Annotated in this window: 20 protein-coding genes; 5 read left to right on the top strand and 15 right to left on the bottom strand. The window is 65.5% G+C overall.

All coding sequences use genetic code 11. From position 1 onward, the window contains the following. Positions 1-409 precede the first annotated feature (409 nt). The 5 genes from B7Z66_06130 to B7Z66_06110 all read left to right on the top strand — a co-directional run bounded on the left by B7Z66_06130 (position 410) and on the right by B7Z66_06110 (position 7538). Positions 410-1018 (top strand): hypothetical protein, encoded by a 609-nt coding sequence (locus B7Z66_06130; GenBank protein OYV77156.1) that lies wholly within the window; start codon positions 410-412, stop codon positions 1016-1018. Positions 1019-1104: 86 nt separating this feature from the next. Continuing rightward, positions 1105-3243, top strand: a complete 2139-nt coding sequence (locus tag B7Z66_06125; protein ID OYV77155.1) for a hypothetical protein — start codon at positions 1105-1107, stop codon at positions 3241-3243. A 1469-nt stretch (positions 3244-4712) separates the two neighbouring features. Next, the gene (locus B7Z66_06120; GenBank protein ID OYV77154.1) at positions 4713-6140 is read left to right on the top strand and encodes a cytochrome ubiquinol oxidase subunit I; all 1428 of its coding nucleotides are present in this window, start codon (positions 4713-4715) and stop codon (positions 6138-6140) included. A 2-nt stretch (positions 6141-6142) separates the two neighbouring features. Further along, complete coding sequence (locus tag B7Z66_06115; GenBank protein ID OYV77153.1) at positions 6143-7159, top strand: cytochrome d ubiquinol oxidase subunit II; 1017 nt, start codon at positions 6143-6145, stop codon at positions 7157-7159. 94 nt (positions 7160-7253) lie between these two features. Beyond that, on the top strand, positions 7254-7538 hold the full coding sequence (locus B7Z66_06110; protein ID OYV77152.1) for a hypothetical protein: 285 nt from the start codon (positions 7254-7256) through the stop codon (positions 7536-7538). Here the strand turns inward: B7Z66_06110 and B7Z66_06105 are convergent. From B7Z66_06105 to B7Z66_06035, 15 genes are all read right to left on the bottom strand, one after another. Beyond that, on the bottom strand, positions 7535-8242 hold the full coding sequence (locus B7Z66_06105; protein ID OYV77168.1) for a 2-C-methyl-D-erythritol 4-phosphate cytidylyltransferase: 708 nt from the start codon (positions 8240-8242) through the stop codon (positions 7535-7537). The genes B7Z66_06110 and B7Z66_06105 overlap by 4 nt on opposite strands. 168 nt (positions 8243-8410) lie before the next feature. Then, a complete protein-coding gene (locus B7Z66_06100; GenBank protein OYV77151.1) occupies positions 8411-8704 on the bottom strand; it encodes a cell division protein FtsB in 294 nt (97 codons plus the stop codon). Positions 8705-8790: 86 nt separating this feature from the next. Then, complete coding sequence (locus B7Z66_06095; protein OYV77150.1) at positions 8791-10080, bottom strand: phosphopyruvate hydratase; 1290 nt, start codon at positions 10078-10080, stop codon at positions 8791-8793. A gap of 48 nt (positions 10081-10128) precedes the next feature. After that, positions 10129-10971, bottom strand: coding sequence for a 3-deoxy-8-phosphooctulonate synthase (locus B7Z66_06090; GenBank protein OYV77149.1), 843 nt, complete (start codon positions 10969-10971; stop codon positions 10129-10131). Continuing rightward, the gene (gene pyrG, locus B7Z66_06085) at positions 10968-12617 is read right to left on the bottom strand and encodes a CTP synthetase (GenBank protein ID OYV77148.1); all 1650 of its coding nucleotides are present in this window, start codon (positions 12615-12617) and stop codon (positions 10968-10970) included. The genes B7Z66_06090 and pyrG overlap by 4 nt, the downstream gene beginning before the upstream one ends. A gap of 178 nt (positions 12618-12795) precedes the next feature. Beyond that, positions 12796-14148, bottom strand: coding sequence for a tRNA lysidine(34) synthetase TilS (locus tag B7Z66_06080; protein ID OYV77147.1), 1353 nt, complete (start codon positions 14146-14148; stop codon positions 12796-12798). A gap of 75 nt (positions 14149-14223) precedes the next feature. Next, positions 14224-15186: an acetyl-CoA carboxylase carboxyl transferase subunit alpha gene (locus tag B7Z66_06075; protein ID OYV77146.1), complete on the bottom strand. Its 963-nt coding sequence runs from the start codon at positions 15184-15186 to the stop codon at positions 14224-14226. A 103-nt stretch (positions 15187-15289) separates the two neighbouring features. Then, on the bottom strand, positions 15290-18829 hold the full coding sequence (locus B7Z66_06070) for a DNA polymerase III subunit alpha (protein ID OYV77145.1): 3540 nt from the start codon (positions 18827-18829) through the stop codon (positions 15290-15292). Between the two features lie 282 nt (positions 18830-19111). Then, entirely contained in the window at positions 19112-19732 is a 621-nt protein-coding gene (locus B7Z66_06065) for a ribonuclease HII (GenBank protein ID OYV77144.1), read from the bottom strand. Next, a complete protein-coding gene (locus B7Z66_06060) occupies positions 19729-20901 on the bottom strand; it encodes a lipid-A-disaccharide synthase (GenBank protein ID OYV77143.1) in 1173 nt (390 codons plus the stop codon). Before B7Z66_06060 ends, B7Z66_06065 begins: the two co-directional genes overlap by 4 nt. A gap of 64 nt (positions 20902-20965) precedes the next feature. Continuing rightward, positions 20966-21736, bottom strand: coding sequence for an acyl-[acyl-carrier-protein]--UDP-N-acetylglucosamine O-acyltransferase (locus B7Z66_06055; protein ID OYV77142.1), 771 nt, complete (start codon positions 21734-21736; stop codon positions 20966-20968). Next, complete coding sequence (locus B7Z66_06050) at positions 21733-22173, bottom strand: 3-hydroxyacyl-[acyl-carrier-protein] dehydratase FabZ (GenBank protein OYV77167.1); 441 nt, start codon at positions 22171-22173, stop codon at positions 21733-21735. Before B7Z66_06050 ends, B7Z66_06055 begins: the two co-directional genes overlap by 4 nt. A 42-nt stretch (positions 22174-22215) precedes the next feature. Beyond that, positions 22216-23274 (bottom strand): UDP-3-O-(3-hydroxymyristoyl)glucosamine N-acyltransferase, encoded by a 1059-nt coding sequence (locus tag B7Z66_06045; protein ID OYV77141.1) that lies wholly within the window; start codon positions 23272-23274, stop codon positions 22216-22218. A gap of 16 nt (positions 23275-23290) precedes the next feature. Then, positions 23291-23824 carry a hypothetical protein gene (locus B7Z66_06040; GenBank protein OYV77140.1) on the bottom strand — a complete coding sequence of 178 codons (534 nt, stop codon included), beginning with the start codon at positions 23822-23824 and terminating at the stop codon, positions 23291-23293. A 17-nt stretch (positions 23825-23841) separates the two neighbouring features. Continuing rightward, positions 23842-26139, bottom strand: coding sequence for an outer membrane protein assembly factor BamA (locus B7Z66_06035; protein OYV77166.1), 2298 nt, complete (start codon positions 26137-26139; stop codon positions 23842-23844). Positions 26140-26154: the final 15 nt, after the last annotated feature.

Here is a 26154-nt window from a genome sequence, read left to right as displayed (position 1 = left end):
TCCGTAGGTTCCCTTCGGCAACCTCCTATGTGACATCGTTATAACTACAAAAAATTAATTACGCAAAATTACATCAGTGACACGATTCCAATCGAGGGCATTGCGATAATAATATTGTTTTTAAAGGATGTTATAGGACATTTCTGGGATTGGGGCAGAGGCCCGGTGTCATGGTATTTTACAGATTTCGTCAACGGCGCCACTACGCAATCCATCCCCAGCGTGCAACCACGTGATATACCGTCTGAAACGTACGGCTGGCCCCGTTGTTGCATTCCCCCCGATGAAACTGCCGCTTCCCCGGTCTTTGCAGATTGCGGGGGTCAGAGACAGCAGAAACTTCGATCCACATGCATCAGGTCTGTCCGGAGATCTATCCCCGGGCAGGCTCTTGGGGGGAAATCAGACCATGAATACGCGCAGAAAGCTCACGGCAGCAGCGCTGCTCTCGCTGGGACTCGGGCTGGGGGCCCAGTCCGCCAGCGCCGTCCCGTTCACCCAGTGCCCCAGCATCGGGGCCAGCCCTTCGTGTTCAATCTTGTTCACCTTCGGGTCGGGGGGCTCCGTCACCACTCAGACGGATCCCAGCGTGGGCCCTTACGACAGCAGCGATGACGCATTAGTAGGCGTGCAGAATAACTCTGGCGGCGTGATCAACTCCCTCACCCTCACTGGTTCCAGTGTGTTCGGGGGCATCTTCGCGTTTGAGGGAGACGGACTCTCGGTCTATACCGGCACCCCCTATGGGCCCACTGGATATGAAGGACCCAACACCTCCTTCAGCGGCATCAATACGGCGAAGACTACCGGTACCGTAAACTTCACCGGTGGCTTGGCCAACGGCGCCAGCGCCTACTTCAGCCTGGAGGGGAGTCCCAGCGCCATCACCTCCGGGGGCGGTATAACCCCCACCGGGGGCGGAACCCCGAGCGTGCCGGAACCCGCGACCCTCGCCCTGCTCGGCATCGGCCTTCCCGGGCTGGGCTTCATGGCCCGGCGCCGCAAGGCCCGCGTCTAACCGAAAATCCTGCGGACGATTGCAGCCACGGCGGCCCCTTGGGCCGCCGTTTTTTCTATCGGGAGGCGCCCCACCGCACCGGCGCTATGGCCGATGGGGACGAACGGCGTGCCGCTTACCGGCGCGCGGGAACTTGCCAGCCACCGCCGCGGGCCCGTACCCTGTGGGGCCCGGACCGGATCTCAGATCCCTCGATGAAACCCGCACGGAATCAGCCCTGTCCCTGCGGCAGCGGCCGCAAGTTCAAACACTGCTGCGGCGCCGCCAAACCAACACCGAATCCGGCGCCGCCGCAGTCCTCCGCTGCCCTCCAGCGGGCGCTGGCGCTGCACCGTTCCGGACAACTGGCCCAGGCCGAAACGCTATACCGTCAAGTACTGGAATCCGACCCGCGCCATCCCGGCGCGCTTCATCTGCTCGGCGTGATCACCGGTCAGCGCGGTGACCCGGCCGGCGCCGTGACCCTGATCCGCCGCGCCCTGGCCATCCAGCCCCGCCTTCCAGAAGCCCATAACAATCTCGGCTTGTTTCTGCAGGCCCAGGGGGACTGGGACGCGGCCGCCACCGCGCACCGCGCGGCCCTGAAGCTGCGGCCCGACTATGCCGAGGCCCACAACAATCTGGGCAACGCCCTGCGCGCGCAGGGACAACTGGAGCAGGCGGCGGCTTGTTACCGACAGGCCCTGGTCCTGCAACCCCGCTACGCCGAAGCGCACCTCAACCTCGGTCTCGCCCATCATGCGCGCGCCGCGCCGGAGGCGGCCGCCGCGTGCTATCGCAGCGCACTCTCGATCCGCCCGGAGTTCGCCGACGCCCACCACAACCTGGGGCTGGCGCTGCAGGATCTCGGGCAGATCGATGAAGCCGAGCGATGCTACCACGCCGCCCTGGCCCTGCAACCGCAGCGCGCGGAGGCTCATAACAACTTGGCCAACCTGTTACGGAGCCGCGGACAATTGCCGGATGCGGTCGACGCCTACCGCCGGGCCCTGGCGGCACGCCCCGCTTACGCCGAGGCCCGGTGCAACCTGGGCGTGACCCTGAGCGACCTCGGCCATTGGGCAGAGTCCGCAGCGCAATACCGGGAGGCGCTGCGCACGGAACCGGCCTGCGCGCCAGCGCACTGCGGTCTCGGCCGGCTGTTCCACGCGCAGGGTGCGTTCCAGGAGGCGCGGTCCTCGTACCGGGAAGCGATCCGGGTGCGACCGGACTATGTGGAGCCCTATTGCGGCCTGGTACGCTGTGGGCCCACACGCGCCGAGGACGGCCCGTTGCTGACCCGGATGGAGGCGCTGGCCGGGGATCCGGGGCGGTCGCGCAACGAGGCCATCGATCTCCACGCCGCGTTGGGCAAAGCCTACGACGATCTGGCCGCGTACGACCGCGCCATGGCCCACATCCAACGCAAGAATCGATTGGAAGCGAGCGACGGTGCCTTCGATCGGGAACGGCACCGGGCACGGATCCGCGCATTGACCACCACCGCCGCGGGCGCGGGTCCCGGCATGGACTCGGAACTACCCGTCCTCATCGTCGGGATGCCGCGCTCCGGCACCACCCTGGTCGAACAGATCCTCGCGCGCCATCCCGAGGTGGGTGTCGGCGGCGAACTGGAGTTCTGGGCACGGTGGGAATCCCGACACATGCCGGAGCCGCAGACCCCACCGGATCCGGCCGCGACCCGCGCCGCCGCCGGTGACTATCTGACCCATCTGCAAGGACTGGCCCCCGGTGCCGCGCGGGTGACGGACAAGTTGACCACCAATTTCCTGCGCCTCGGACTGATATGCCATCTGTTACCCGGCGCACGCATCATCCACTGTCGGCGTGACCCCCTGGATACCTGCTTGTCGGTCTACTTTACCCGCTTCGCAAGCGCCCACCCCTACGCCCATGACCTGGACGACTTGGCGTTCTACTATGCAAGCTACCGGCGACTCATGGTCCACTGGCAAACCCAACTGCCCCCGGAACGCTTCCTGGAAGTGGACTACGAGGACTTGGTGACGGAACCCGAGGGCATGGCCCGGCGGCTGGTGGCCTTCTGCGGATTGGCATGGAACCCGCGCTGCGTGGGCCCGAGCGTTGGCGCGCGCGCCATCCGCACCGCCAGCAAATGGCAGGCACGCCAACCGGTGTACACCACCTCCGTGGGGCGTTGGCGGCACTATGCCCGCTGGCTGGAGCCGCTGCAGGGACTGCGCGCGGGGGACATTGGCCCCTGACGGCGGTGCTGCCGCACAGGGTCCGCCGTGGCGGCCTCTGGCACGCGGGCGCAGCCGTCCGGTCCCGAAAAAAAGCCCCCGCGCGTGGCGGGCCTTCGACACCAGCGTGATCGCACTGCCGTCCGGGGCGGTGTTGATCCCGGTCCAGAGACTGGTGTCGTAGCCGGTCCAACTGTTGTGCGCGGCGGTGTACCAGTTGCTGATCCCGCTCGAGGTCAAACCCTGATTGATCGGGAAGCCCGCGTAGGTGGCGGGGATGGTAACGGTATTGTTGGATTTTCCCGTTTCCGTCCCCAACCCCGTCAAGCTCGCGAGAATGTTGCCACCCTCTGCCGAGTAATGGGACGAATCGGCGCCCAACAATACCGCCCCCATCCCCGTGCCGGAGCCGGCCCAATTGACGGCGTCGATCAGGAATCCCTGCGGGCCATTGAAATTCGCGGGTCCGGGATGGTTGAGGTAATGCCAGTCGGCGTCCTGACCGGTGACCATCACGCGACTGCCGAAGGTCGGGGCGGCACTGACAAGCGCGCCGTAGTTCGGATTGATATTCCAAGACCCCTCCGGCGAGGCGACGACCAGGGCATTGTAGCTGCCGGTGGGCATGGCGCCGCTGTCCCAGTAGGTGATGGACCAGCTGTTATGGCCCGGCGCCGCCGCCGCTTGGCCAACGAGGTTGGAAATTGTTGATTGGTAGGCGGGGGAGTTCGCCACGCCCCCGGTGTACCAGAGCACGTTGATCGGTCCGGCTTGAACCGCGGTCGCAGCCAGGGTTAATAGCACGGCAGATGACAGATTCAACCATCGTTTCATGACTTGCTTCCTCTCAGCGCTTCGTTGTTTCCGGTCCGGTACCGGTGTGCCGGATCGTTCTAAGGTCTTCACCGCGGTCGGGTCCTAATCGGCACCGGTGACCCTCGCAACCGACCATGCCCCTGGAACGGATGGGGTGTCCGGATCCCTGCAAAGCAAAAATCGAGCCAATCTATTAAATTATATAAAAACATAATGTTGCGAGTATCGGCCCGGCGCGCGTGCGTTTCGATGGCCGGGGCTGTAAAAACCGCTGACACCCGGCATCTGTGGCACGCCGACTAAAAAACAATAAATATCTTAAAAACATGATCTTATTCGTCGCATACCGAACCACGGGTGGGGCTGGCGCGAACCCGTGCCAACCATGACACGATCTATAGTGACAACGGTGTCTTACGGGTTAGTTTTTTCTATAGCCGATTGTCTACACGAAAGATTACGGCGCCCGAGATGTGTAAAGAACATTGACACCCCGAGCATCTGGCACGCGACGCCCAAACCGATCCATGCACCGGTCCGCCGCCACCCCTCGCAGTGCCGCGCAAATCGCGCTTTAATGGGCCGTCGCACCTGATCCGGCCCCCGCGCCGGTAGCGCTTTCCGGGGACCGGGTCACTGGCGGGCGAACCGGCCGCGACCAAGGACGTTCACCGATGGAATGGGCACTGGATTCCGTGTTCCTTTCGCGCCTTCAATTCGCGCTCACGGCGATCTTTCACATCCTGTGGCCGGTACTCACCATCGGTCTGTCGGCCTTCCTGGTGATCGCGGAGGCGCTCTGGCTCAAGACCCGCGACCCCGCCTACTACCATCACGCGCGCTTCTGGGCGCGGCTGCTGCTGCTCAATTTCGGGGTCGGGGTGGTGAGCGGCCTGCCGCTGGAGTTCGAGTTCGGCACGAATTGGGCACCGTTCTCCACCGCCATGGGCGATTTCTTCGGCAACATCCTCGGTTTCGAAGGCGCCATGGCATTCATGCTGGAGGCAGGTTTCCTCGGCATCATGATGTTCGGGTGGAAACGCGTGGCGCCGGGGATCCACTTGTTCGCCACCATCATGGTCGCGCTGGGGGCATCGTTGTCGGCGTTCTGGATCATGGTGGCCAACTCCTGGATGCAGACCCCGGCGGGCGGACAATTCGTCGATGGCCATTTCGTGGTGACGAGCTATTTCGACGCCATCTTCAATCCGGACATGCCCTGGGGCACCTCGCACATGTGGGTGGCGTGTCTGGAGACCAGCCTGTTCGTAGTCGGCGGCCTGAGTGCCTGGTACGTGCTCCGGAACCGCGAACCGGTGTTCTTCGCCAAATCGCTGCGCATCGCGGTAGCCGCCGCAGTGCTGATCGCGCCCCTGCAGGTCTTCCTCGGTGACGGCAGCGGCGTGGCGGTCTTCGCGCATCAGCCCGCCAAGGGCGCGGCCATCGAGGGGCACTGGAACACCAACCCCCCGGGACAGGGCGCACCCTGGGCGGTGCTCGCCTGGCCCAATCGGGATGCCCAACGCAACGACTGGGCGCTGGAGATCCCGAACCTGCTGAGCCTGCTCGCCACCCACAGCCTCGACGGACGCGTGCTCGGACTGCGTGCGTTCCCACGCAAGGACCAACCGCCAGCGCTGCCGCTGCTGTTCTACAGCTTTCGCGTGATGGTGGCCATCGGCTTCTATTTCGTCGGCCTGATGCTGTGGAGCCTGTGGGTGTGGTGGCGCCGGGGCCTGAGCGCCGACAGCCTGCGTCCGCGCCGCTGGCTGCTGCGCGCCTGGGTAGCCGCGATCCCCATGGGCTACGTGGCCGTGGAGGCGGGCTGGATCGTGCGCGAGGTCGGCCGCCAGCCGTGGATCGTCTACGGCGTGCTGCGCACCAGCGCGGCGGCCTCGCAACTGCCCGCCTCCACCGTGCTGGCGTCGCTGCTCGGATTCGCGGCGATCTACGCCACGCTGCTGATCGTCACACTGCGCTTCGCCGCGCGCATCCTGCGCCGCGGCCCGGACCTGTCGCTGCCGCCGCCGGAACCGCCGGGCACAGCGGGCGACGCGGAGCATTCCGCGCTCGGCCTGACCCCACGGCGCGGGGAGACCTGACGATGGATTCCGTGCACCTGTTTCTGGCGGATATCTGGTTCTTCCTGCTGGGACTGATACTGGTCCTGTACGTGGTGCTGGACGGCTTCGACCTGGGTGTCGGCATCGTCTCGCTGTTCGCGTGCGACGAGCGTCGGCGCGGGATCATGATGGCGAGCCTGAGCGGCGTCTGGGACGCCAACGAGACCTGGCTGGTGTTGCTGGGCGGGGCGCTGTTTGGCTCCTACCCGCTGGTCTACGGGGTAGTCCTGCACGCGCTGTACGTGCCGATCATGCTCATGCTGTTCGCGCTGATCTTCCGCGGGGTCGCCTTCGAGTTCCGTGAGCACGCGCGGCGCAAGCTGCCGTGGAACCTTGCCTTCGGGTTGGGCAGCCTGCTCGCCGCCCTCGCCCAGGGGTTCGCCCTGGCCGGCATCCTGCAAGGGATCCCAGTATCCCAGGGCCGGTTTGCCGGCGGCCCCTGGGACTGGCTCACCCCCTTTTCGGTGCTGGTATCGGTAGGGGTAGCCTCCGGCTATTCCCTGCTGGGTGCCACGTACCTGATCATGCGCACCGAAGGCGAGATCCAGGCGCGTAGCTACCGCCGCGCGGCGGTGTCGGCGGTGGTGACCCTGGTGGTAGCGGTGATCGTCACCCTGTGGACTCCGCTGGTACATCCGTTCGTGGCCTACAAATGGTTCAGCGCACCCTATATGTTTTACATCGCGCCGCTACCGGTGTTCGCGTCGTTCGCGTTCCTGATGTTGTTCCGCGCCCTGCACCGGCACCGGGAACGCGCACCGTTCTTGTGGAGTCTGGCGATCTTCGTGACCTCCTTCGTCGGCCTTGCCATCAGCCTGCACCCGTTCCTGGTGCCCCCCAATCTGACTCTGGCCGATGCGGCCTCCTCCAAGACCTTGGTATTCATGCTCACCGGCGTGGGGATGCTGCTGCCGATCATGATCATCTACAACAGCTATCAGTATCTGGTATTCCGGGGCAAGGTGCGTCATACCCACTACGCGCGCGAAGAGAACTGAGATCCACCGGACCCGGGTGGCGTATAGTGGCCATCACCAACCACGCATACCCGGATTACCCGCGGCGCGCCGGCATCCCGGGAGGGCAGCACCCATGCCGATCTATGAGTACCAATGCGAGGCCTGCGGGCACCGGCTGGAGACCTTGCAGAAGATGAGCGAGGCGCCGCTCACGGAGTGCCCGGCGTGCCACCAGCCGCGCTTGCGCAAATTGGTTTCCGCCGCGGGCGTGCAGACCGGGGGTGGCGGCGCGCGCCCCGGTGCCGGCAGCGCGGCACCCGGTGGCGAGCGCCTGTTCAAGATGGCGCACCAGGACTTCCGGTCCAAGACCTGTCACGGGGGCGGGAGCGGGAAGAAGGGCGGTGGCGGCGCAGCCTAGCCCGGCGCCTGACGGCCCAGATAGTATTCCGCCAGGGGCAGATCCTCGGGGCGGGTGATCTTCAGGTTGTCACCGCTGCCCTCCACCAGCCGCGGGCGGTGTCCGGACCACTCCATGGCGGCGGCCTCGTCGGTGACCAGGAAGCCGGCCGCGATTGCCGCCTTCAGTGCGGCACGCAGGGCCCCGAGCCGGAACATCTGCGGTGTCAATGCGTGCCAGAGCCCGTCCCGGTTCACGGTGTCCAGCACACGCCGGTCGGCGGACGCGCGCTTCATGGTATCGTGCACCGGCAAGGCCAGCAGTCCTCCGACCGGGTCCTCCGTCAGGGTGTCGATCAGCCGCGCCAAGTCCGCGACCCGCAAACACGGCCGCGCCGCGTCATGGACCAGGACCCAGTCGTGCTCGTCGGCACGCTCGGCGAGGTGATCCAGCGCGTTGAGTACCGAGTGGCAGCGCTCTGCGCCGCCGGTCACCGTGAGCAGGGTGACGGATTGGGGCGGATCGACACGCGGCCAGAGGGTATCGTCGGCGCCCAGCGCCACCACGATCCCGACGATACGGGGATCGGCGGCAAGGCGGTTCAGGGTATGTTCCAGGACCCGGCGGCCCGCGAGTTCCAAGTATTGTTTGGGCAACTCCGCGCCCATGCGGGTGCCCTTACCCGCAGCGGGAATCACGCCCCAGTAGCGTGGCCGGTTCATCATGGGCACTATGGCCGCCGGGACCACGCCGACGACCGGAACACCCATCGTCCCGACGCGAACTCCGCACCGTGCCCGCGCCGATCGTCGGCCCGACTCCGGGCACCGCCACACCCATGCACGCCGTCGGCCGCAAGCACCCGTGCCGGGGCCCGCGGCCAGCGCGGCGGATCAGTCCCGAGGCCGGCCACCGCCTGCGCCCACCACCTGGAAGAAGGTCTCATCCTTGCCGATCAGCCCCAGACCGGTCCGCGCCCGCTCCTCCACGGCGGCCAGCCCGTGCTTTAAATCCAGTACTTCGGCGGTGAGCGCTTGGTTGCGCTCCGCAAGGGCGTGGTTCTCCAAGCGCTGGGCCCGGTCCGCTGCGCGCAACTGCGCGACCTCAGCGAAACTGCCCTCGCCCACCCAGAGTCGGTACTGGAGCACCACCAGCAGGACCACCAGCAATCCAAAAATCGCTTTCATAAGGGCAAGCCGCCCTCGCTTCATCAGGATCAGTTACCGAACAGCCCGCGCCAGCGCGATCGGTTCGGTCCCGGGCACCGCACCCCTTACCGCACACGCAGATGCGGGAACGCGCCCTGCCCGGCGTAGCGCGCCGCAGTGCCCAATTCGTCGGCGATGCGCATCAGCCGATTGTACTTCGCGACCCGGTCGGAACGCGACAGAGACCCGGTCTTGATCTGGGTGGCGCTGGTGCCGACGGCAAGGTCGGCGATGGTCGTGTCCTCGGTTTCCCCGGAACGATGCGAGATCACCGCACCGTAGCCGGCGGCGCGGGCCATGTCCACCGCCGCCAAGGTCTCGGTCAGGGTGCCGATCTGGTTGGGCTTTACCAGGATCGCATTGGCGACACCCGCGTCGATGCCGCGGCGCAGGATCTCGGTATTGGTGACAAACAGGTCATCGCCCACCAATTGGACGCGCGCGCCAAGGCTGCGGCTCAGCAGGCCCCAGCCTTCCCAATCGTCCTCGGCCATGGCGTCTTCCAGAGACAGGATCGGATACTGGTCCACCCACGATGCCAAGTACTCGACGAATTCCGCCGCAGTGAAGCTGCGCCGTTCCGACGCCAGATGATACCGGCCATCCCGGTACAACTCATTGCTCGCCGCATCGATCCCCAGGCACACGTCCACGCCGGCACGGAAACCCGCGCGCTCGATGGCCTCCAGGATGAGCTCGATGGCCGCCTGGTTGGAGGGCAGATCGGGGGCAAAGCCGCCTTCGTCGCCCACACCCGTGGCCAGACCGCGGCCCTGGAGCACCTTTTTCAGTGCGTGAAACACCTCGGCACCGTAGCGCACCGCTTCGCGCAGGTCCGGCGCACCCACCGGGATGATCATGAACTCCTGAATATCGACGCTGTTATCCGCATGAGCCCCGCCATTGACGATATTCATCATGGGCACCGGCAGCTCCAGATCACCGTCGCCACCCAGGTATCGGTAGAGGGGCAGGTCCCGTTCCCGGGCGCCGCCGTGGGCGGCGGCCAGGGATACCGCCAGAATCGCGTTGGCGCCGAGGCGCGACTTGTTGGCGGTGCCGTCCAGTTCAATCATGATCCGATCCAGCCCCTCCTGGTCCTGCACGCTACGCCCAAGCAGCGCCGGGCGGATCTGCTGGTGCACGTTGTCCACCGCCAGGTGCACGCCCTTGCCACCGTAACGGCGCGCATCCCCGTCCCGGAGTTCCACGGCCTCGCGGGTGCCGGTGGAGGCACCGGAGGGTACTGCGGCGCGGCCCACCGCGCCCGAGCCCGTGAGGACCTCGGCCTCCACCGTAGGGTTGCCGCGGGAATCCAGGATCTCCCGCGCCCGGATATCGATGATCTGCGACATTCGACCTTTATCCCTATTCAATCTAACGAGTCACCCGGCGCGCCGGGGTCAGCGTCCGGGCAACTGTTGTTCCACGAGGCCGCGTGCCTTGACGGACTCGTCCAGCACCTTGAGGGTCTCCAGCAATTCCTCCATCAGCGCCAGCGGCCATGCATTGGGACCGTCGCTCAGGGCGCGTTCTGGATCCGGATGAGTCTCCATGAACACGCCCGCGACCCCGGCCGCCACCGCTGCCCGGGCCAATACCGGCACGAACTCCCGTTGCCCGCCGGAGGCGTCGCCATGCCCGCCGGGGAGCTGCACTGAATGAGTGGCATCGTACACCACCGGGCAACCGGTCTCACGCATCACCGCGAGGGAACGCATATCCGATACCAGGTTATTGTATCCAAAGCTGGCGCCGCGCTCACACACCAGGAGTTGCGCGCCGCCGGCGGCGCGCGCCTTCTCCACCACGTTATTCATTTCCCACGGGGACAAGAACTGTCCCTTCTTCAGATTGACCGGCCGCCCCTGGCGCACCACATTTTGAATGAAATTGGTCTGTCGGCACAGAAAGGCGGGGGTCTGAAGGACATCCACGACCGCGGCCACCTCCGCCAGGGGCGTATCCTCGTGCACGTCGGTGAGCACCGGAACACCGATTTGGGCACGCACTCGTTCCAGGATCCCCAGACCCGCCTCCAGGCCCAAGCCGCGAAAACTGCCGTGGGACGAACGATTGGCCTTGTCGAAGGACGATTTGTAAATGAAGGGTACCCGCAACCGGTCGGTCAGCTCCTTGAGCCGCCCCGCGGTATCCAGGGCGAGCTGCTCGCTCTCTATCACGCACGGGCCGGCAATGAGGAACAGCGGGCGATCGAGCCCTACGTCGAAACCGCACAGCCTCACGCGTCCACCGCCTGCCCGGTTGCGATCCGGCGATGGCTACGGGCAGCGCCGATGAACCCGGTGAACAGCGGGTGGCCGTCACGCGGCGTGGAGGTGAACTCTGGGTGGAACTGGCAGGCAAGGAACCAGGGATGGTCCGGGATCTCCACGATCTCCACCAGATTTCCGTCCATGGAGTTGCCCGCCATGCGCATGCCCGCCTGCTCCAACGCCGCACGGTACCGGTTGTTGAATTCGTAGCGATGCCGGTGACGCTCCACGATCACGTCTTTTCCAAAGGTACGATGGGCCAGGGACCCCGGCTGGAGCCGGCACGGTTGGGCACCCAGACGCATGGTACCCCCCAGATCGGAATCCGCGCTGCGCCGCTCGACGGTACCCTCCGAGGTCTGCCATTCAGTAATCAACGCGATTACCGGATGCGGCGCGTCGGTACGGAACTCAGTGCTGTGGGCCCCGGACAGCCCGGCCTGGTTGCGCGCGAACTCGATCACCGCGGTCTGCATGCCCAGGCAGATGCCCAAATAGGGGATCGCGTGTTCCCGGGCGTAGTGCGCGGCGCTGATCTTCCCCTCCACACCGCGTTCCCCAAAGCCTCCGGGGACCAGTATCGCGTCCATCCCCTCCAGACAGCTGGTACCCGTCTGCTCGATGTGCTCCGAATCCACGTATACGATTTGGACCCGGGTGCGGGTCTGGATGCCCGCGTGTATCAGGGCCTCGTTCAAAGATTTGTACGCATCGACCAAGTTGACGTACTTGCCCACCATGGCGACTCGGACCTCCGCCTCGGGGTGGGCCATGGCGTCAACGACGCGCTCCCACTCCGTCAGGTCGGCGGGAGGCACCTGGAAGCCGAGCTTCTCCACCGCGATGTCGTCCAGTCCCTGGTTGTGCAGGTGGAGGGGAATCTCATAGATGCTGTGCACGTCAACCGCGGAGATCACCGCACGCTCCTCCACGTTGGTGAACAACGCGATCTTGCGCCGCTCGTCGCGGGGCAATGGACGGTCGGCCCGGCACAACAGGATGTCGGGCTGGATCCCGATGGAGCGCAGTTCCTTGACGGAATGTTGGGTGGGTTTGGTCTTGATCTCACCGGCGCTGGCAATGAACGGCACCAGGGTCAGATGCATGAACAGGGCGCGCTGGTGGCCCAGTTCCACGCCCATCTGGCGGATCGCCTCCAGAAACGGCAGCGATTCGATGTCACCCACCGTACCACCGATCTCCACCATCGCCACGTCGGCCCCCTCCGCCCCCGCGCGCACCCGGCGTTTGATCTCGTCCGTGATATGGGGGATGACCTGGACCGTGCCGCCCAGATATTCGCCGCGGCGCTCCTTGCGGATCACGTTCTCGTAGATCTGACCGGTGGTGTAGTTGTTGCGCCGGCCCATGGTGGTACGCACGAAGCGCTCATAATGCCCGAGGTCCATGTCGGTCTCCGCCCCATCTGCGGTGACATAGACCTCCCCATGCTGGAACGGGCTCATGGTGCCGGGATCCACATTGATGTAGGGATCCAGCTTGATCATCGTCACCCGCAGGCCGCGGGACTCGAGGATGGCGCCTAATGAGGCGGCTGCGATGCCTTTGCCCAGGGAGGACACGACACCGCCTGTAATGAAAATATATCTGGTCATGGGCCGCTGGAAGAGACGGATGCAGGGCGCTTCAGAAAGCCCTACGGACGGGATTCAAACTTACCAGAACACGCCACCTTCCACAATCGAAACCGCCCCCGATGTACACCGCGCCAGCAACCAACCCCGCAGCGCGGCGTGCACGCCGCTAAGTCGCTGGCTGCCAGCTGATTGTAGATTACGGCACCCCGCCCGCACCCGGACCGCGTGTCCAGGATACGGCGCGCCCGGCTTCGCCGGCGTCGGCCTGAAACGGGGCGCACACCCACCAGTCCGCTACCGCCGCCAGGACGCCGTCCAGATACACCAGCGGGATCCGGGACCGCGCCCAGGGCGGGACACCACGTTCCTGGAACAGCTTCTTGAGTGCGCGGGTGGGCGCGCCCGGGGCCGGCCGACAACCCTCGCCTCCGGCACGGAACCCCACCGTCGCCGCCTGCCCATGGCAATCCGCCAGCCGCAGCCCGCCGCCGGTGCAGGGGACAGCACGCAGGGTCCCCAATGCCCCGGGTAATTCCACCGCCGTGTCCAAATCCCAGTCCTGTCGGCAAGCCGCGGAAAATACCGGCAACGGGGCCATGGCGTAGAGGCGGTCCCGGTAGCGGCGCACCTCGGCCCCCGGCCAATGGACGCGCGGGTTGCGGTCCGGTCCGGCGTCCAGCGCCTCGGTGAGGCAACGCTCCAGATGTGCAGTGGACGGCGCCGGAAGACCCAGGGTGCGAAACCAGGCGCGCAGCGCGTTGCGCCGCCGTGCCGGCGCCAGCGCGCGCAGCCGGCTGACCCGCAGAACCTTATCACCGGGCTCCGCTACCGATGCCAGATCCTGGTCACCACAGTACTCCAGTACCGTCGCCGCCTCCGCCGCGTGAGACGCGGCCCGGGACAGAGTCCGGCTACAGGACGGCCAACGCTGGCGCAGCGCCGGCAGGATCTCGTGGCGCAGAAAGTTGCGGTCCAGACGCAGGTCGCGGTTGCTGCCGTCCTCCACCCAGGACAAGCCATGTGCCAGGGCGTAGCGGTGCAGGGACTCCCGTCGGAACCCGAGCAGGGGGCGGGCCAACCACCCGGCGCCGAAGGGCGCACAGGCAGCCATGCCGGCAAGCCCCGCTGGACCGGCGCCCCGCAGCAACTGGAGCAGCACGGTCTCCGCCTGATCGTCTTGATGATGGGCGGTGAGCAGCAGGTCACCGGGTTCGACCAGAGTAATCAGGGCGCCGTACCGGGCGCGCCGCGCGGCGGCCTCGGGACTCTCTCCAGGCCGCGGCCGCCCGTCCACGGACAGCGCCCGGAATGGAACCCCCAGGGCGGCGCACACCGCGCGGCCGTGCATCTCCCATGCGGCGGCGTCGGGTTGCAGCCCGTGGTTCACGTGCACCGCCCGCAAACCTGCCACGGCACCACGGGCCGGGCCGGTGGCCAAGGCGTGCAGCAGTACCAAGGAATCCAGGCCCCCGCTATAGGCGACCCAGTGGCCGCGGGCCGGTGGAAACCCGGCGAGGGCCCTCAGCAGTGCGTGGGGATCAAACTCCATGACGTGCGCCGCACCGTCCCCCCTGCGGGGCCCGGGACCCGGGCGCCCATGCGTCGATCACGGCGCCGCAGGGGATCAGGCCGTCTCCTTAAAACGCCCATAGGCCATCAGCCGCGCGTACCGCGCCTCCAGCAGCCGATCCAGCGGGACCTCTTCGAGGCGTTCCAGATTCTCCACCAGTGCCTGTTTCAGGCGCCTGGCCATGGTGCCGGGATCGCGGTGCGCGCCACCCAGAGGTTCGGAGACGACCTCGTCGATCAGTCCCAGTTGTTTGAGGCGTCCGGCGGTGATCCCCATGGCCTCGGCCGCCTCCGGCGCCTTTTCGGCGCTCTTCCACAGGATGGAGGCGCAACCTTCCGGCGAGATCACCGAGTAGGTGCTGTATTGGAGCATCAGCAGCCGATCCCCTACCCCGATGGCCAGGGCACCGCCGGAGCCCCCTTCGCCGATCACCGTGCACAGGACCGGCGTGCGCAAGATAGACATTTGGGAAAGATTGCGCGCGATGGCTTCGCTCTGGCCGCGCTCCTCGGCGCCGATCCCGGGGTAGGCGCCGGGGGTATCGATGAAGGTCAGCACCGGGACCCGGAAGCGTTCGGCGAGGAGCATGAGACGCAGCGCCTTGCGGTAACCCTCGGGACGCGGCATCGCGAAGTTGCGGTAGAGTTTTTCCTTGGTATCCCGGCCCTTCTGATGGCCGATGATCATCACTGGCCGCCCTTCCAGACGCGCCAGCCCGCCTACGATCGAATGGTCATCGGCGAACAGCCGATCCCCATGCAGCTCGTGGAACTCGGTGAAGATTCCACCCACATAGTCCAGGGTGTAGGGGCGCTGGGGATGGCGCGCCATCTGCGCCACCTGCCAAGTCGTCAGGGACGCGAAGATCGATTCGGTGAGGGCACGGTTCTTCGCCTCGAGACGCTGAATCTCGTCCTGGAGGTTGATGTCCTGGCCGCCGCTTACAAAGCGCAGCTCCTGGATCTTGGCCTCCAGCTCCGCGATCGGCCGTTCGAAATCGAGAAAGTTGAGATCCATGGGGTGGCGGAACGGCCTCTGGCGCCGACTCTGATGCCGCGGGGATAACGGTCGTTGTCCGCGACTATACCGAATCCGTCTCGGGGGTGGAACCGCCCGCCCCTCAATAGACGAGCTTAACCTGTTCCTGGCCGGCCAACTCCGCGAGCCGCTGCAACAACTCGTCTGTGGGCTCCACGCGCCACTGCGGACCCAATGCGATCTGGGCCCGAGCCCCGGCCCGCATGTAGTCCACCCATACCGGACAACCCGCCGCCGGCCCCGCCGTTCCCGCCTCCACCTGCGCTCCGTCGGCGGCGACCCGAAATGGGGTCAGGGCCATCGCCAGGGATTGCACGAAGCCGTTGGCCGCCTGCTGTGCACGCACCTCCACCACCAGACGCCGCAGGAATACGGCCCGCGCCTGGTTGATGTCAAGGATGCGCTCGGCGCTCATCCGGTAGCCTCCGGTATAGTCATCCACCCCCAGCGCCCCTTCCACCACCAGGAGGTGATCCTTAACCAGCAGCGGCCGGTAACGTTGGAACGCTTCGCTGAATACCGCGATCTCCATGCGTCCGCTGCGATCATCCAGGGTCAGAAAGGCGATGCGCCCGCGCTGCGTTTGCACCGTGCGCAGCGCCACCACCAGCCCCGCCAGTACGGCGGTCTGCTCCCGTAGCCGGGCACGGCCACCGCCCGCAACGGCGACACCCTCGCCCTCCGCAGCCAGGTCTGCGATGCGCGCGGTCACCACCTGGGCCAGCTCCGGCCAATAGCGGGTGATCGGGTGACCGGTGAGATACAGGCCCAGGGTCTCCTTCTCCCCGGCGAGCCGTTCATCGTCCTCCCACTCAGGCGCTGCGACGGAAACCGGCGCCCGCGGCTCGTGGACACCGGCGCCGAACAAGTCATTCTGGCCGGCCGCGTCATCCCGGGAGTGCTGCTCCGCGGCCTGCAGCGCAGCCGGTAACTGGGCCATCAGGCTGGCACGGTTGGATCCCAGGCTGTCGAGCGCACCGGAACGGATCAATGCCTCCAGCACCCGGCGGTTGGCCTTGCGCAGATCGATGCGCCGGCACAAATCGAAGAGGTCCAGGAACGCGCCGCCGGCATCGCGTTCCGACCGCATGGTCTCGATGGCGGCCGCACCTACGCCCTTGATCGCACCGAGCCCGTAGAGGATGCGCCGCTCTCCGTCCACAGTGAAAGGATAGTCCGATGCATTGATGTCCGGCGGCAGGACCTCAAGATCGAGCAGACGGCATTCCTCGATCAGTGCCACGACCTTGTCGGTATTGTCCATGTCCGAGGACAGGACCGCGGCCATGAACGCCGCGGGATGATGCGCCTTCAGCCACGCGGTCTGGTAGGAGATCAACGCATAGGCGGCGGAGTGCGATTTGTTGAAGCCGTAGCCCGCGAACTTCTCCATCAGATCGAAGATCCGCGTGGCGATTCCCTCCTCCACCCCGCGCGCCCGCGCGCCCTCCACGAAGACACTGCGCTGACGCGCCATCTCCTCCGCTTTCTTCTTGCCCATCGCACGGCGCAGCAGGTCCGCGCCGCCCAGGGTATAACCCGCCAGCACCTGGGCGATCTGCATCACCTGCTCCTGGTACAGGATCACGCCGTAGGTAGGCTTGAGTATCGGCGCCACGTCCGGGTGCGGGTACTCCACGCGCGCCTTGCCGTGCTTGCGGGCGATGAAGTCGTCCACCATCCCGGATTGCAGCGGACCGGGGCGATAGAGGGCCACCAACGCCACCAGATCGTCGAAGCCATCCGGACGCAGACGCTTGATGAGGTCCTTCATGCCGCGGGATTCGAGCTGGAATACGGCGGTGGTCTTGCACGCCTTCAGCAGCTCGTAGCTGTCGCGGTCGTCCATGGGGAGCGCCCCGATGTCCAGGGGCGGTTCCCCCCGTTCCCGGTGCTGGCGATTGATGGTGACCACCGCGCGATCGATGATCGTGAGGGTGCGCAGGCCCAGGAAGTCAAACTTGACGAGCCCGATCGCCTCCACGTCGTCCTTATCGAACTGAGTCACCGCGCTGCCGCCACCCGGCTCGCAGTACAGCGCGGTGAAATCGGTCAACGCCGAGGGCGCGATCACCACACCGCCGGCATGCTTGCCGGCGTTGCGGGCGAGTCCCTCGAGGGACCGGGCGAGCTCAATGAGACCGTTCACCTCATCGTCGGTCTCACGCAGCTTGCGCAGTTCCTCCTCCTGCTCCAGGGCCTTGTCCAGCGTCATGCCCAGCTCGAAGGGGATCAGTTTGGCAATGCGGTCCACGAATCCGTAGGGATGGCCCAGCACCCGCCCCACGTCGCGCACGACGGCGCGGGCGTTCATGCTGCCGTAGGTAATGATCTGCGCCACCTGGTCGCGGCCGTAGCGCTCCGCCACGTATTCGATGACCCGGTCACGACCGTCCATGCAGAAGTCCACGTCGAAATCCGGCATGGACACGCGCTCAGGGTTGAGGAAGCGCTCAAACAGCAGATCGTGCTGGATCGGGTCCAGATCCGTGATCCCGAGCACATAGGCCACCAGCGAGCCGGCACCGGAACCGCGTCCGGGGCCCACCGGAATGCCGTTGGCCTTGGCCCAGCGGATGAAGTCCGCGACGATCAGGAAATACCCCGGGAAACCCATCCCGATGATGACCTCCAGCTCCAGCTGGAGGCGCGCCTCATAGGCGCGCCGCCGCGCTTCCGGATCCGCGTCGGGGGCGCACGGCGGCATCCGCTGCAACCGTTCGGCGAGCCCGGCACGGGCCTCGTTGCACAGGTGCTCGTCGGTGCCCAGGCCACCGGGTACCGGAAATTGCGGCAGATAGTTTTCGCCCAGGCGCAACTGGAGATTGCAGCGGCGCGCGATCTCCACGCTGTTCGCCAGGGCCTCCGGGAGATCCGCGAACCGCTCGGCCATCTCCTGCGGGCTACACAGGTATTGCTGATCGGAATAGAGCCGCGGGCGGCGCGGATCGTTCAGCACCCGCCCGTCGTGGATACAGACCCGTGCCTCGTGCGCCTCGAAGTCGTCCCGGGCCAGGAACCGCACGTCGTTGGTAGCCACCACCGGGATACCCTGGGCCAGGGCCAGCTCCACCGCCCCGTGCAGGTATTCCTCCTCACCGTCGCGGCCGGTGCGGGTGAGTTCCAAATAGAAGCGCCCGGGGAACAGTCCGGCCCAGTACCGCAGCCGTTGGCCCGCCTGGTCCCGGTCGGCACCGCGCAACGCCTGCCCCACGTCCCCATCGCGGCCGCCGGACAGGGCGATCAGCCCCGCGCAGGCCCCTTCCAGCCATGCCCGGGCGATGACCGGAATGCCCCGGTGCTGACCCTCCCGGTAGCTGCGCGTCACCAGCCGCGTGAGATTCCGGTAGCCAACCTCATTCTGGCACAACAGCACTAAGCGTGATGGGCCGCGGCCCATGGCCCGTTCCTCGATCCAAGCCTCCACCCCGAGCACCGGCTTGATGCCGGCGGCGAGCGCCGCCCGGTAGAACTTCACCGCCGCGAACAGGTTGCCCAGATCGGTCACCGCCACCGCGGGCATACCGCGCGCGCGCACCGCCTGGACCAGCTCGGGTACCCGCACCAGCCCGTCCGCCAGTGAGTATTCCGTGTGCAGGTGGAGATGAACGTAGTCGGTCATGGCGTCCTATTGTACTGCACCGTGCCGGGGGCCGAGACGCCGCCACCCAGGGCCGGCCTCCACCCCGGCCGATAAGCGGCCGCGTTTGCGCAAGCCATGGATCAGCCCAGGGAAATACCTGTTATGGCCGCGGCGTCAGGGGCCCTATCCGCACCGCGCCGATCGTTTCGGCCGGCCCCTGGGCCGCTCGCGGATGCGCGGGCGCCACGGCGCGGCCGACGGATTGAGAACTGACGACTGCGTGGCCGCGAGACGAGGCCCGGATCCGGTTGACAACCCGGGTCAGCGCCCGGCCGCGCGTTCAATCCGCGCCCGCACCGGACCAAACGAGCTGCGATGGATGGGACTCACGCCCAGACGCTCCAAGGCCGCCAAGTGCTCCCGGGTGGGATAGCCCTTGTGACGCGCAAACCCGTAGCCCGGAAAATGTTCCTCCAGGCCAACCATCTCTGCATCCCGGGCTACCTTGGCCAGGATCGAGGCCGCGCAGATTTCCGGCACCCGCTGATCGCCCCGAACTACGGCCTGGGCCGGCACCGCCAAGTCCGGGCAGCGGTTCCCGTCCACCAGCACCCGGTGCGGCGGCGGAATCAAGGCAGCGACCGCGCGCTGCATGGCCAGCAACGTCGCCTGGAGGATATTGAGCCGGTCGATCTCCTCCACCTCGGCACGCCCCAAAGACCAGCAGCGGGCGCAGGCGCGGATCTGTTCCGCCAGCACCAGGCGACGCGCCGGGCTCAGGGCCTTGGAGTCCGCCAACCCCAGCACCGGGCGTGCCGGATCCAAAATCACCGCCGCAGTCACCACCGGGCCCGCCAGGGGCCCGCGGCCCACCTCATCCACACCTGCCACCCATACCGTGGCGCTGCCGGATCCCCACGCGTCCAGGTATCCCGCACTCATTGATCCCGCGCCTCCGGGGCCGGCTGGATCACCTGATCCAGGATCGCCGCCGCCGCTTGGGTACTGGCGTCCCGCCGCAGTTCCCAATGCAGGGCCGCGAAGCGCTCCGCAACCGCACTGCGCGCCTGAGGATCGTCCAGCCAGTGGAGCAGCGCGGCACCAAGCCGCGCGGGGACCACACCCTGTTGAAGATATTCCGGCACCAGCGCCTCCCCGGATAACAGATTAGGCAATGCGACCCGCGGAATCCGCACCAGACGCCGGACGATCCAGTAGGTGACCGGGTGGAGGCGGTAGGCCACGACCATGGGCCGTGCACACAACATCGCCTCCAGGGTCGCGGTGCCGGAGGCCACCAGCACCACATCGGCTGCCGCGAGCGCGTCCCGCGCACATCCCTCGCAGATCCGTACCGCAACCCCCGGTGAGCGGGCAGCGCGACGCGCCAGAGCCCGCTCGAACAGGGTCCGCGCCTGCACGTCTACCATGGGCGCCACGAATTGCAACCCCGGCCGACGCGCCAAACACCACTGGGCGGTGGCGATAAACGGGGCCGCAAGGCGGCGCAACTCCCCGCCCCGGCTACCCGGCAACAGGGCGATGGTCTCCGCGTGCGGATCCAGCCCCAAGCGTGCGCGGGCCGCGGACCGCTGGTCGTCATCCACGGGGATTTCATCCGCCAGTGGGTGGCCCACGTAGCGTACCGGAACCCCGTGGCTGCGGTAGAACGCCGCCTCGAATGGAAATAGGGTCAGCATCAGGTCCACCGCGCGCCGGATGGCCTGTACCCGCCCCTGCCGCCACGCCCAGACCGAGGGGCTGACATAATGGACCGTGGGGATCCCCAGGGACTTGGCGCGACGTTCAAGCCCCAGGTTGAAATCCGGCGCGTCGATCCCGATCAAGGCATCGGGTGGATCGAGGCGCAGCCGCCGAAGCAACTCGCGCCGCAAGGCCACGAGCCCCGGTAGACGTGTGAGCACTTCCGCCAAACCCATGACCGCGAGCCGGTCGGCGGAAAACCAGACCCCGCACCCGGCCGCCTCCATGCGCGGCCCGGCGACCCCTTCAAACACCGCCCCCGGCACACGCTCACGGAGCGAGCGGATCAGTCCCGCGCCCAGCAGGTCCCCGGAGGCCTCCCCGGCCACCAACACGATACGGGTCATCCGCCCTGTGCTCCGCTGTTAGCCCGGGACCCGGCACGACCGCCATCGGGCCACAACCCGGAGATCAGCGTGCGATACTGCGCGTGGTGGTCTCCAGGAACTCCACCAGTGGCAGCACTTCGGGGTGGTCTTCGGCCATGCTCCGCAGACGCCCGATGGCCTCCTCGAGCCGAAGTCCTGCGCGGTATAAAGTCTTATAGGCCTGACGCAGGATTTCGATGCTCGCGGTGGAGTAGCCACGCCGCCGCAGCCCTTCGCTGTTGATCCCATGGGGACGTCCGGGCTGGCCACGCACCGTCACATAGGGCGGAACGTCCTTGTGCAGGCCGGTGCTGTAGGCCGTAAAGGCATGCGCCCCGAGGCGGCAGAACTGATGCACCAGGGTAAATCCTCCGAGGACCACGTGATCGGCCACCGTCACGTGGCCGGCCAGCGATGCGCCGTTGGCAAATATGGTATGGCTGCCTACTTGGCAATCATGGGCGATATGCACGTAGGCCATGATCCAGTTGTCATCGCCGATCCGTGTGGTTCCACCACCCTGGACCGTCCCGCGATTGAATGTACAGAACTCCCGGATCGTGTTGCGGTCGCCGATCTCCAAGGCGGTAGGCTCGCCGCCGTATTTGGTATCCTGGGGCATCTCGCCTAGGGACGAGAACTGGAAGATCCGGTTGTCCCTCCCGATGCGGGCCGGACCGTTGATCACCACGTTAGGACCGATCCAGGTACCGGGGCCGATCTCCACGTCCGCGCCGATCACACTATAGGGACCAATGGCCACGCCTTCCGCGATCCGCGCCCCGGGATCCACGATGGCGCGCCCATCGATCAATCCGCGACCTCTTTCGCTGCGCACATCAGTTCCGCATTGGCCACCAGCACGCCATCCACCGTGGCGTCCACACTGAACCGCATCATGTTGCGTTTCCGGGCCTTGTACACCACCTCGAGGAGCAGCTGATCGCCGGGCACCACCGGGCGGCGGAAGCGCGCGTGGTCGACCCCGACCAGTAAATAGATCGAACCGTTTTCCGGACGTCGCCCCGCGCTCTCGAACGCCAGGATGCCGGTAGCCTGGGCCATAGCCTCGAGAATCAGAACCCCCGGCATCACCGGACGTTCCGGGAAGTGACCTTGAAAGAAGGGCTCGTTGATAGTCACATTCTTGACCGCGGTCAGCGATGCGCTGGGGACGCACGCGATCACACGATCCACCAACAGGAAAGGATAGCGATGCGGAAGATGTCGCATCACCGCCTGGATATCCATTTCGCCCCGCGGGGCGCCCTCTGCACTGTCCATGATCGGCACTCAGTCGTCCTTCTGCCGTGGTAAACCGGAGAGCAGCACCCGACCCTCTTCAAACCGGCGTTCCAGCTCTCTCACCCGGCGCGCGAGCTCGTCGAGGCCCCGCAACCGGGCGTGATTGCGACGCCAACGCACCGCGGGTTCCACCGCGATGCCCGACGAATACACCCCGGGGGCCGTAATCGACCGCGTCACCAGCGACATGCCCGTTATGACCACGTCGTCGGCGATCTCCAAATGGCCGGCAATGCCGACACCGCCTCCGATCATACAGCGCTTTCCGATCCGCACGCTGCCGGAGATTCCCACGCAACCGGCGATCGCGGTATAGGCGCCAATGTGGACGTTGTGAGCAATTTGGATTTGGTTGTCGAGACGCACCCCGTCTTCCAGCACGGTATCCTCCAGCGCTCCGCGGTCGATGGTCGAGTTGGCACCGATCTCCACATCGTCACCGATGCGCACCTTGCCGAGCTGGGGAACCTTGACCCATTGCCCGCCGTCGTTCGCGATCCCGAAACCGTCGCCGCCGATCACGGCTCCGGCTTGAATATGGGCGTTGCGGCCGATGGACGTACCGCGGCACAGCGTGACTCGGGCCTCCAGGCGCGATTGCGCACCGATCTGAACCCCTCCCCCAACCACGCACCCGGGGCCCAAAAACACATCCTCCCCGATCTCGGCACCGGCCTCCACCACGCAGTGCGGACCAACCCAGGCGCTGTCGTGAATCCGGCTGGCGGAACTGACCGACGCGGTGGGGTGTATCCCGTGGCGTCGCGGGTGCGGAGGCACGAACAAGGCCGCCACCCGCGCGTAGGCCAGGTAAGGGTTGTCCGAAACGATCGCCGGGCACGGGCAGGCCGGGGCATCCACCGGCCCCAGAATCACCGCCGACGCACGGGTGGAGCGCAGGTAGCGCCGGTAGCGCGGATTCGACAGGAAGGCAATAGTGCCCGGACGCGCGTCACCCAGCGGGGCCACGCCGTCGATGGCGCACGAGGGGTCGCCGCGCAATTCGCCGCCGGCACGTTCCGCCAGTTCCCCCAGCGTAAACGCCATCAATCGGATCCCCTGATCACTTGGCCGCGGCGGGCTGCTTGGCCTTCTCCCGGAGCAGCTTCAAAACTTGATCGGTCATGTCCACCCGCGGGCTGGCATACAACACACCGTCGCTGACAATGAGGTCGTAGTGCTGTTCCTTGGCGAGGGTCAAGATCGCCTGACGGATCACTTGTTCCAGCTTGCCCAGCTCGTCGTTGCGGCGGATATTGAGGTCCTCGCGGAACTCATCCTGTTTGCGCTTGAGCTCCCGGCGGTCGTTCAGTATTTCCCGCTGTAGCTTCTGCTGCTCAGGCTGGCTCATAACGGCGCCGTCGCGCTCGAGCTTCGCCTCCTGCTTCTGGATGCGCGCCTGCTCCGACTCCAGTTTTTTCTGGCGTGGGGCGAATTCCTGTTCAAGCAGGTTGCTGGCCGCCTTCGCCTGGGGCGCCTTTTCCAGCAGCGTCGCCGGATTCACGAAACCGATCTTCAACTCTGCCGCCGACACGATCCCCGGAACGGCCAGACTGGCGCTCAGGATGAGCGCCGATACCACGAGGAATCTCTTCAAGGCCTTGCCATCCTTTATCAGAAGGAGAACGGGGCACCCACCGTGAACTGGAACTGCTGTTTCCGATCGGTGCTCGATGCGTTCAATGGGATACCGTAACTGAAATTAAGTGCGCCGAAAGGTGTGAGCCAGACCACGCCGATGCCCGCCGAATACCGAAGCTCACTGGCCTTAAAGGCGCTGATATCGGAATATACATTACCTATATCCGTGAACAGGCTCAAGCGCACCGAGTGGTTCTTCGTCATGAACGGAGGTGGAAACAGAAGTTCCGCGGACCCACCTACCCGGAAACGCCCGCCCAGAGGCAGCCCATTGGAATCGGTCGGGCCCAGTGTATTGTCCTGGTACCCACGCACCGACCCGATACCCCCGGCAAAGAAATTCTGAAAGATCGGGAACTCCTTGTTCCCCGCGTACGTGGCGCCATACCCCACGTCTCCCGTAAGCGAAAAGGTCACGTGCCGGGTCAGCGGAAAGTAGTGTTGCTCTTTATAGGATACGCGGGCGAACTTGACGGTACTGCCCGGGACCGCGAGGTCCATGCTCAGTCTCCGGCGCGTCCCGCTATCCGGGAACACCAGCTGGTTTAACGTATCCCGCGACCATCCACCGGTCAGGTCCAAGGAGTTGAAAACGCTGCCGTCCCGGGCCAGAAAATCGAGCACCTGGGTGGAGGTAAAAATGCCCGTGGTCACCGTGGTATGACTCGCGCCGAATCCCAACTGAATCCGGTTGTACTCGCTCACCGGGATCCCGAAGCCAACGTTCCCGCCGACATCGCTGGTAGTATAGTTCGCGAGGTTTGCAGCCGCGGCATTGGTCTTGCGATAAAACGCGCTGAAAGAGCGGCTGACACCATCAATAGTGTAGTATGGATTGGTATAGTCGACGCTGTAGATCGTACTGAACTGGCTGTTGTTGAAGTTGACACTCACTTGGTTGCCGGTGCCAAGGAAATTCTGCTGGGTCACACTGGCATTGAGCAACACACCGCCGGTCTGCGAAAATCCAACGCCTGCCATGAGACTGCCGGAAGGCCGTTCGGTAACCTTATAATCGAGGTCGACCTGATCGGTGGTGCCCGCTACGGGATCGGTGCCCACATCGACGTGACTGAAGTAGCCCAGCCGCTGCAATCGCGCCTGGGACAGCTTGACGTTCTTGGTGGAAATCGGCGCCGCTTCCATCTGACGCATCTCCCGGCGCAGCACCTCGTCCTTGGTCTTGGTATTGCCAGTGAAGTTGATCCGTCGCACATAGGTGCGCTTGCCGGGGTCAATATAGAACGTCAAGGTGACTTGGCGCGTCTTCTTGTCGATGTCCGGAATGGTGTTGACGTTGACGAATGCGTAACCGGCGTCGCCGAGGCGAGCATTGATGGCGTCCGCGCTCGCCGTAACGGCTTTGCGGGAGAAAGTCTCGCCCTTGCGGATCACTACCAGGGGGAACAGCTGCGCCGGCTTGAGCACCAGCCGTCCGGCTAGCCGGACGGCCTTGACCGTATACTTGTGGCCTTCACTGATATTGACCGTGATGTATATGTCCTTCTTGTCCGGGGTGATGCTGACCTGGGTCGAGCTGACAGCGAAATTGATATAGCCCCGGTCCATGTAATAGGAGCGAAGGGCTTCGAGGTCCCCTGCAAGTTTCTGTTTCGAATACTGGTCGTTCTTCGTGTAGAACGAGAGCAGGTTCGGCGTGCCGAGTTTGAATAGTTTCACGAGCGTCTTTTCGGGGAAGACGTGGTTACCGACGATATTGATCTGTCGGATCTTGGCGGCCTGCCCTTCCGAGATATCGATGGCCACCCCGACCCGGTTGCGCTCCATTGGTGTCACGGTAGTCTTGACCCGCACGCCGTATTTTCCACGGCTGAAATAGAGCTGCCTGAGTTCCTGTTCGACCTGGTCCAGGGTGGATCGGTTAAACACTTGGCCGTCCGCGAGGCCTAGATCCTTCAGGGATTTCTGCAGGGTCTTGGTCTCGATGTCCTTGTTGCCGGAAAACTTGAGGCTGGCGATCGTCGGGCGTTCCGCCACCACGATGATCAGGGTATCGCCGTCACGCTCCAGACGGATGTCCTTGAAGAACCCGGTCTTGAACAATGCGCGGATCACCTTGGCGGACCGCGTGTCATCCATACGATCGCCGATCTTCAACGGCAAGTAGTTGAAAACCGTTCCAGTGGAGATCCGCTGCAAGCCATCGATGCGGATATCTTTGACGACGAACGGGGTAAACGCGTATGCCCGTACCGTGAACAACAACCCCAGCAGGCAGGTCCAGAACGCTCTACGGATCAGACGCTTCATCAGATAATGGACCGG

It is taken from the genome of Chromatiales bacterium 21-64-14, assembly GCA_002255365.1.
Lineage (GTDB): Bacteria > Pseudomonadota > Gammaproteobacteria > 21-64-14 > 21-64-14 > 21-64-14.
This window is presented reverse-complemented; position numbering and strand designations above follow the sequence as displayed.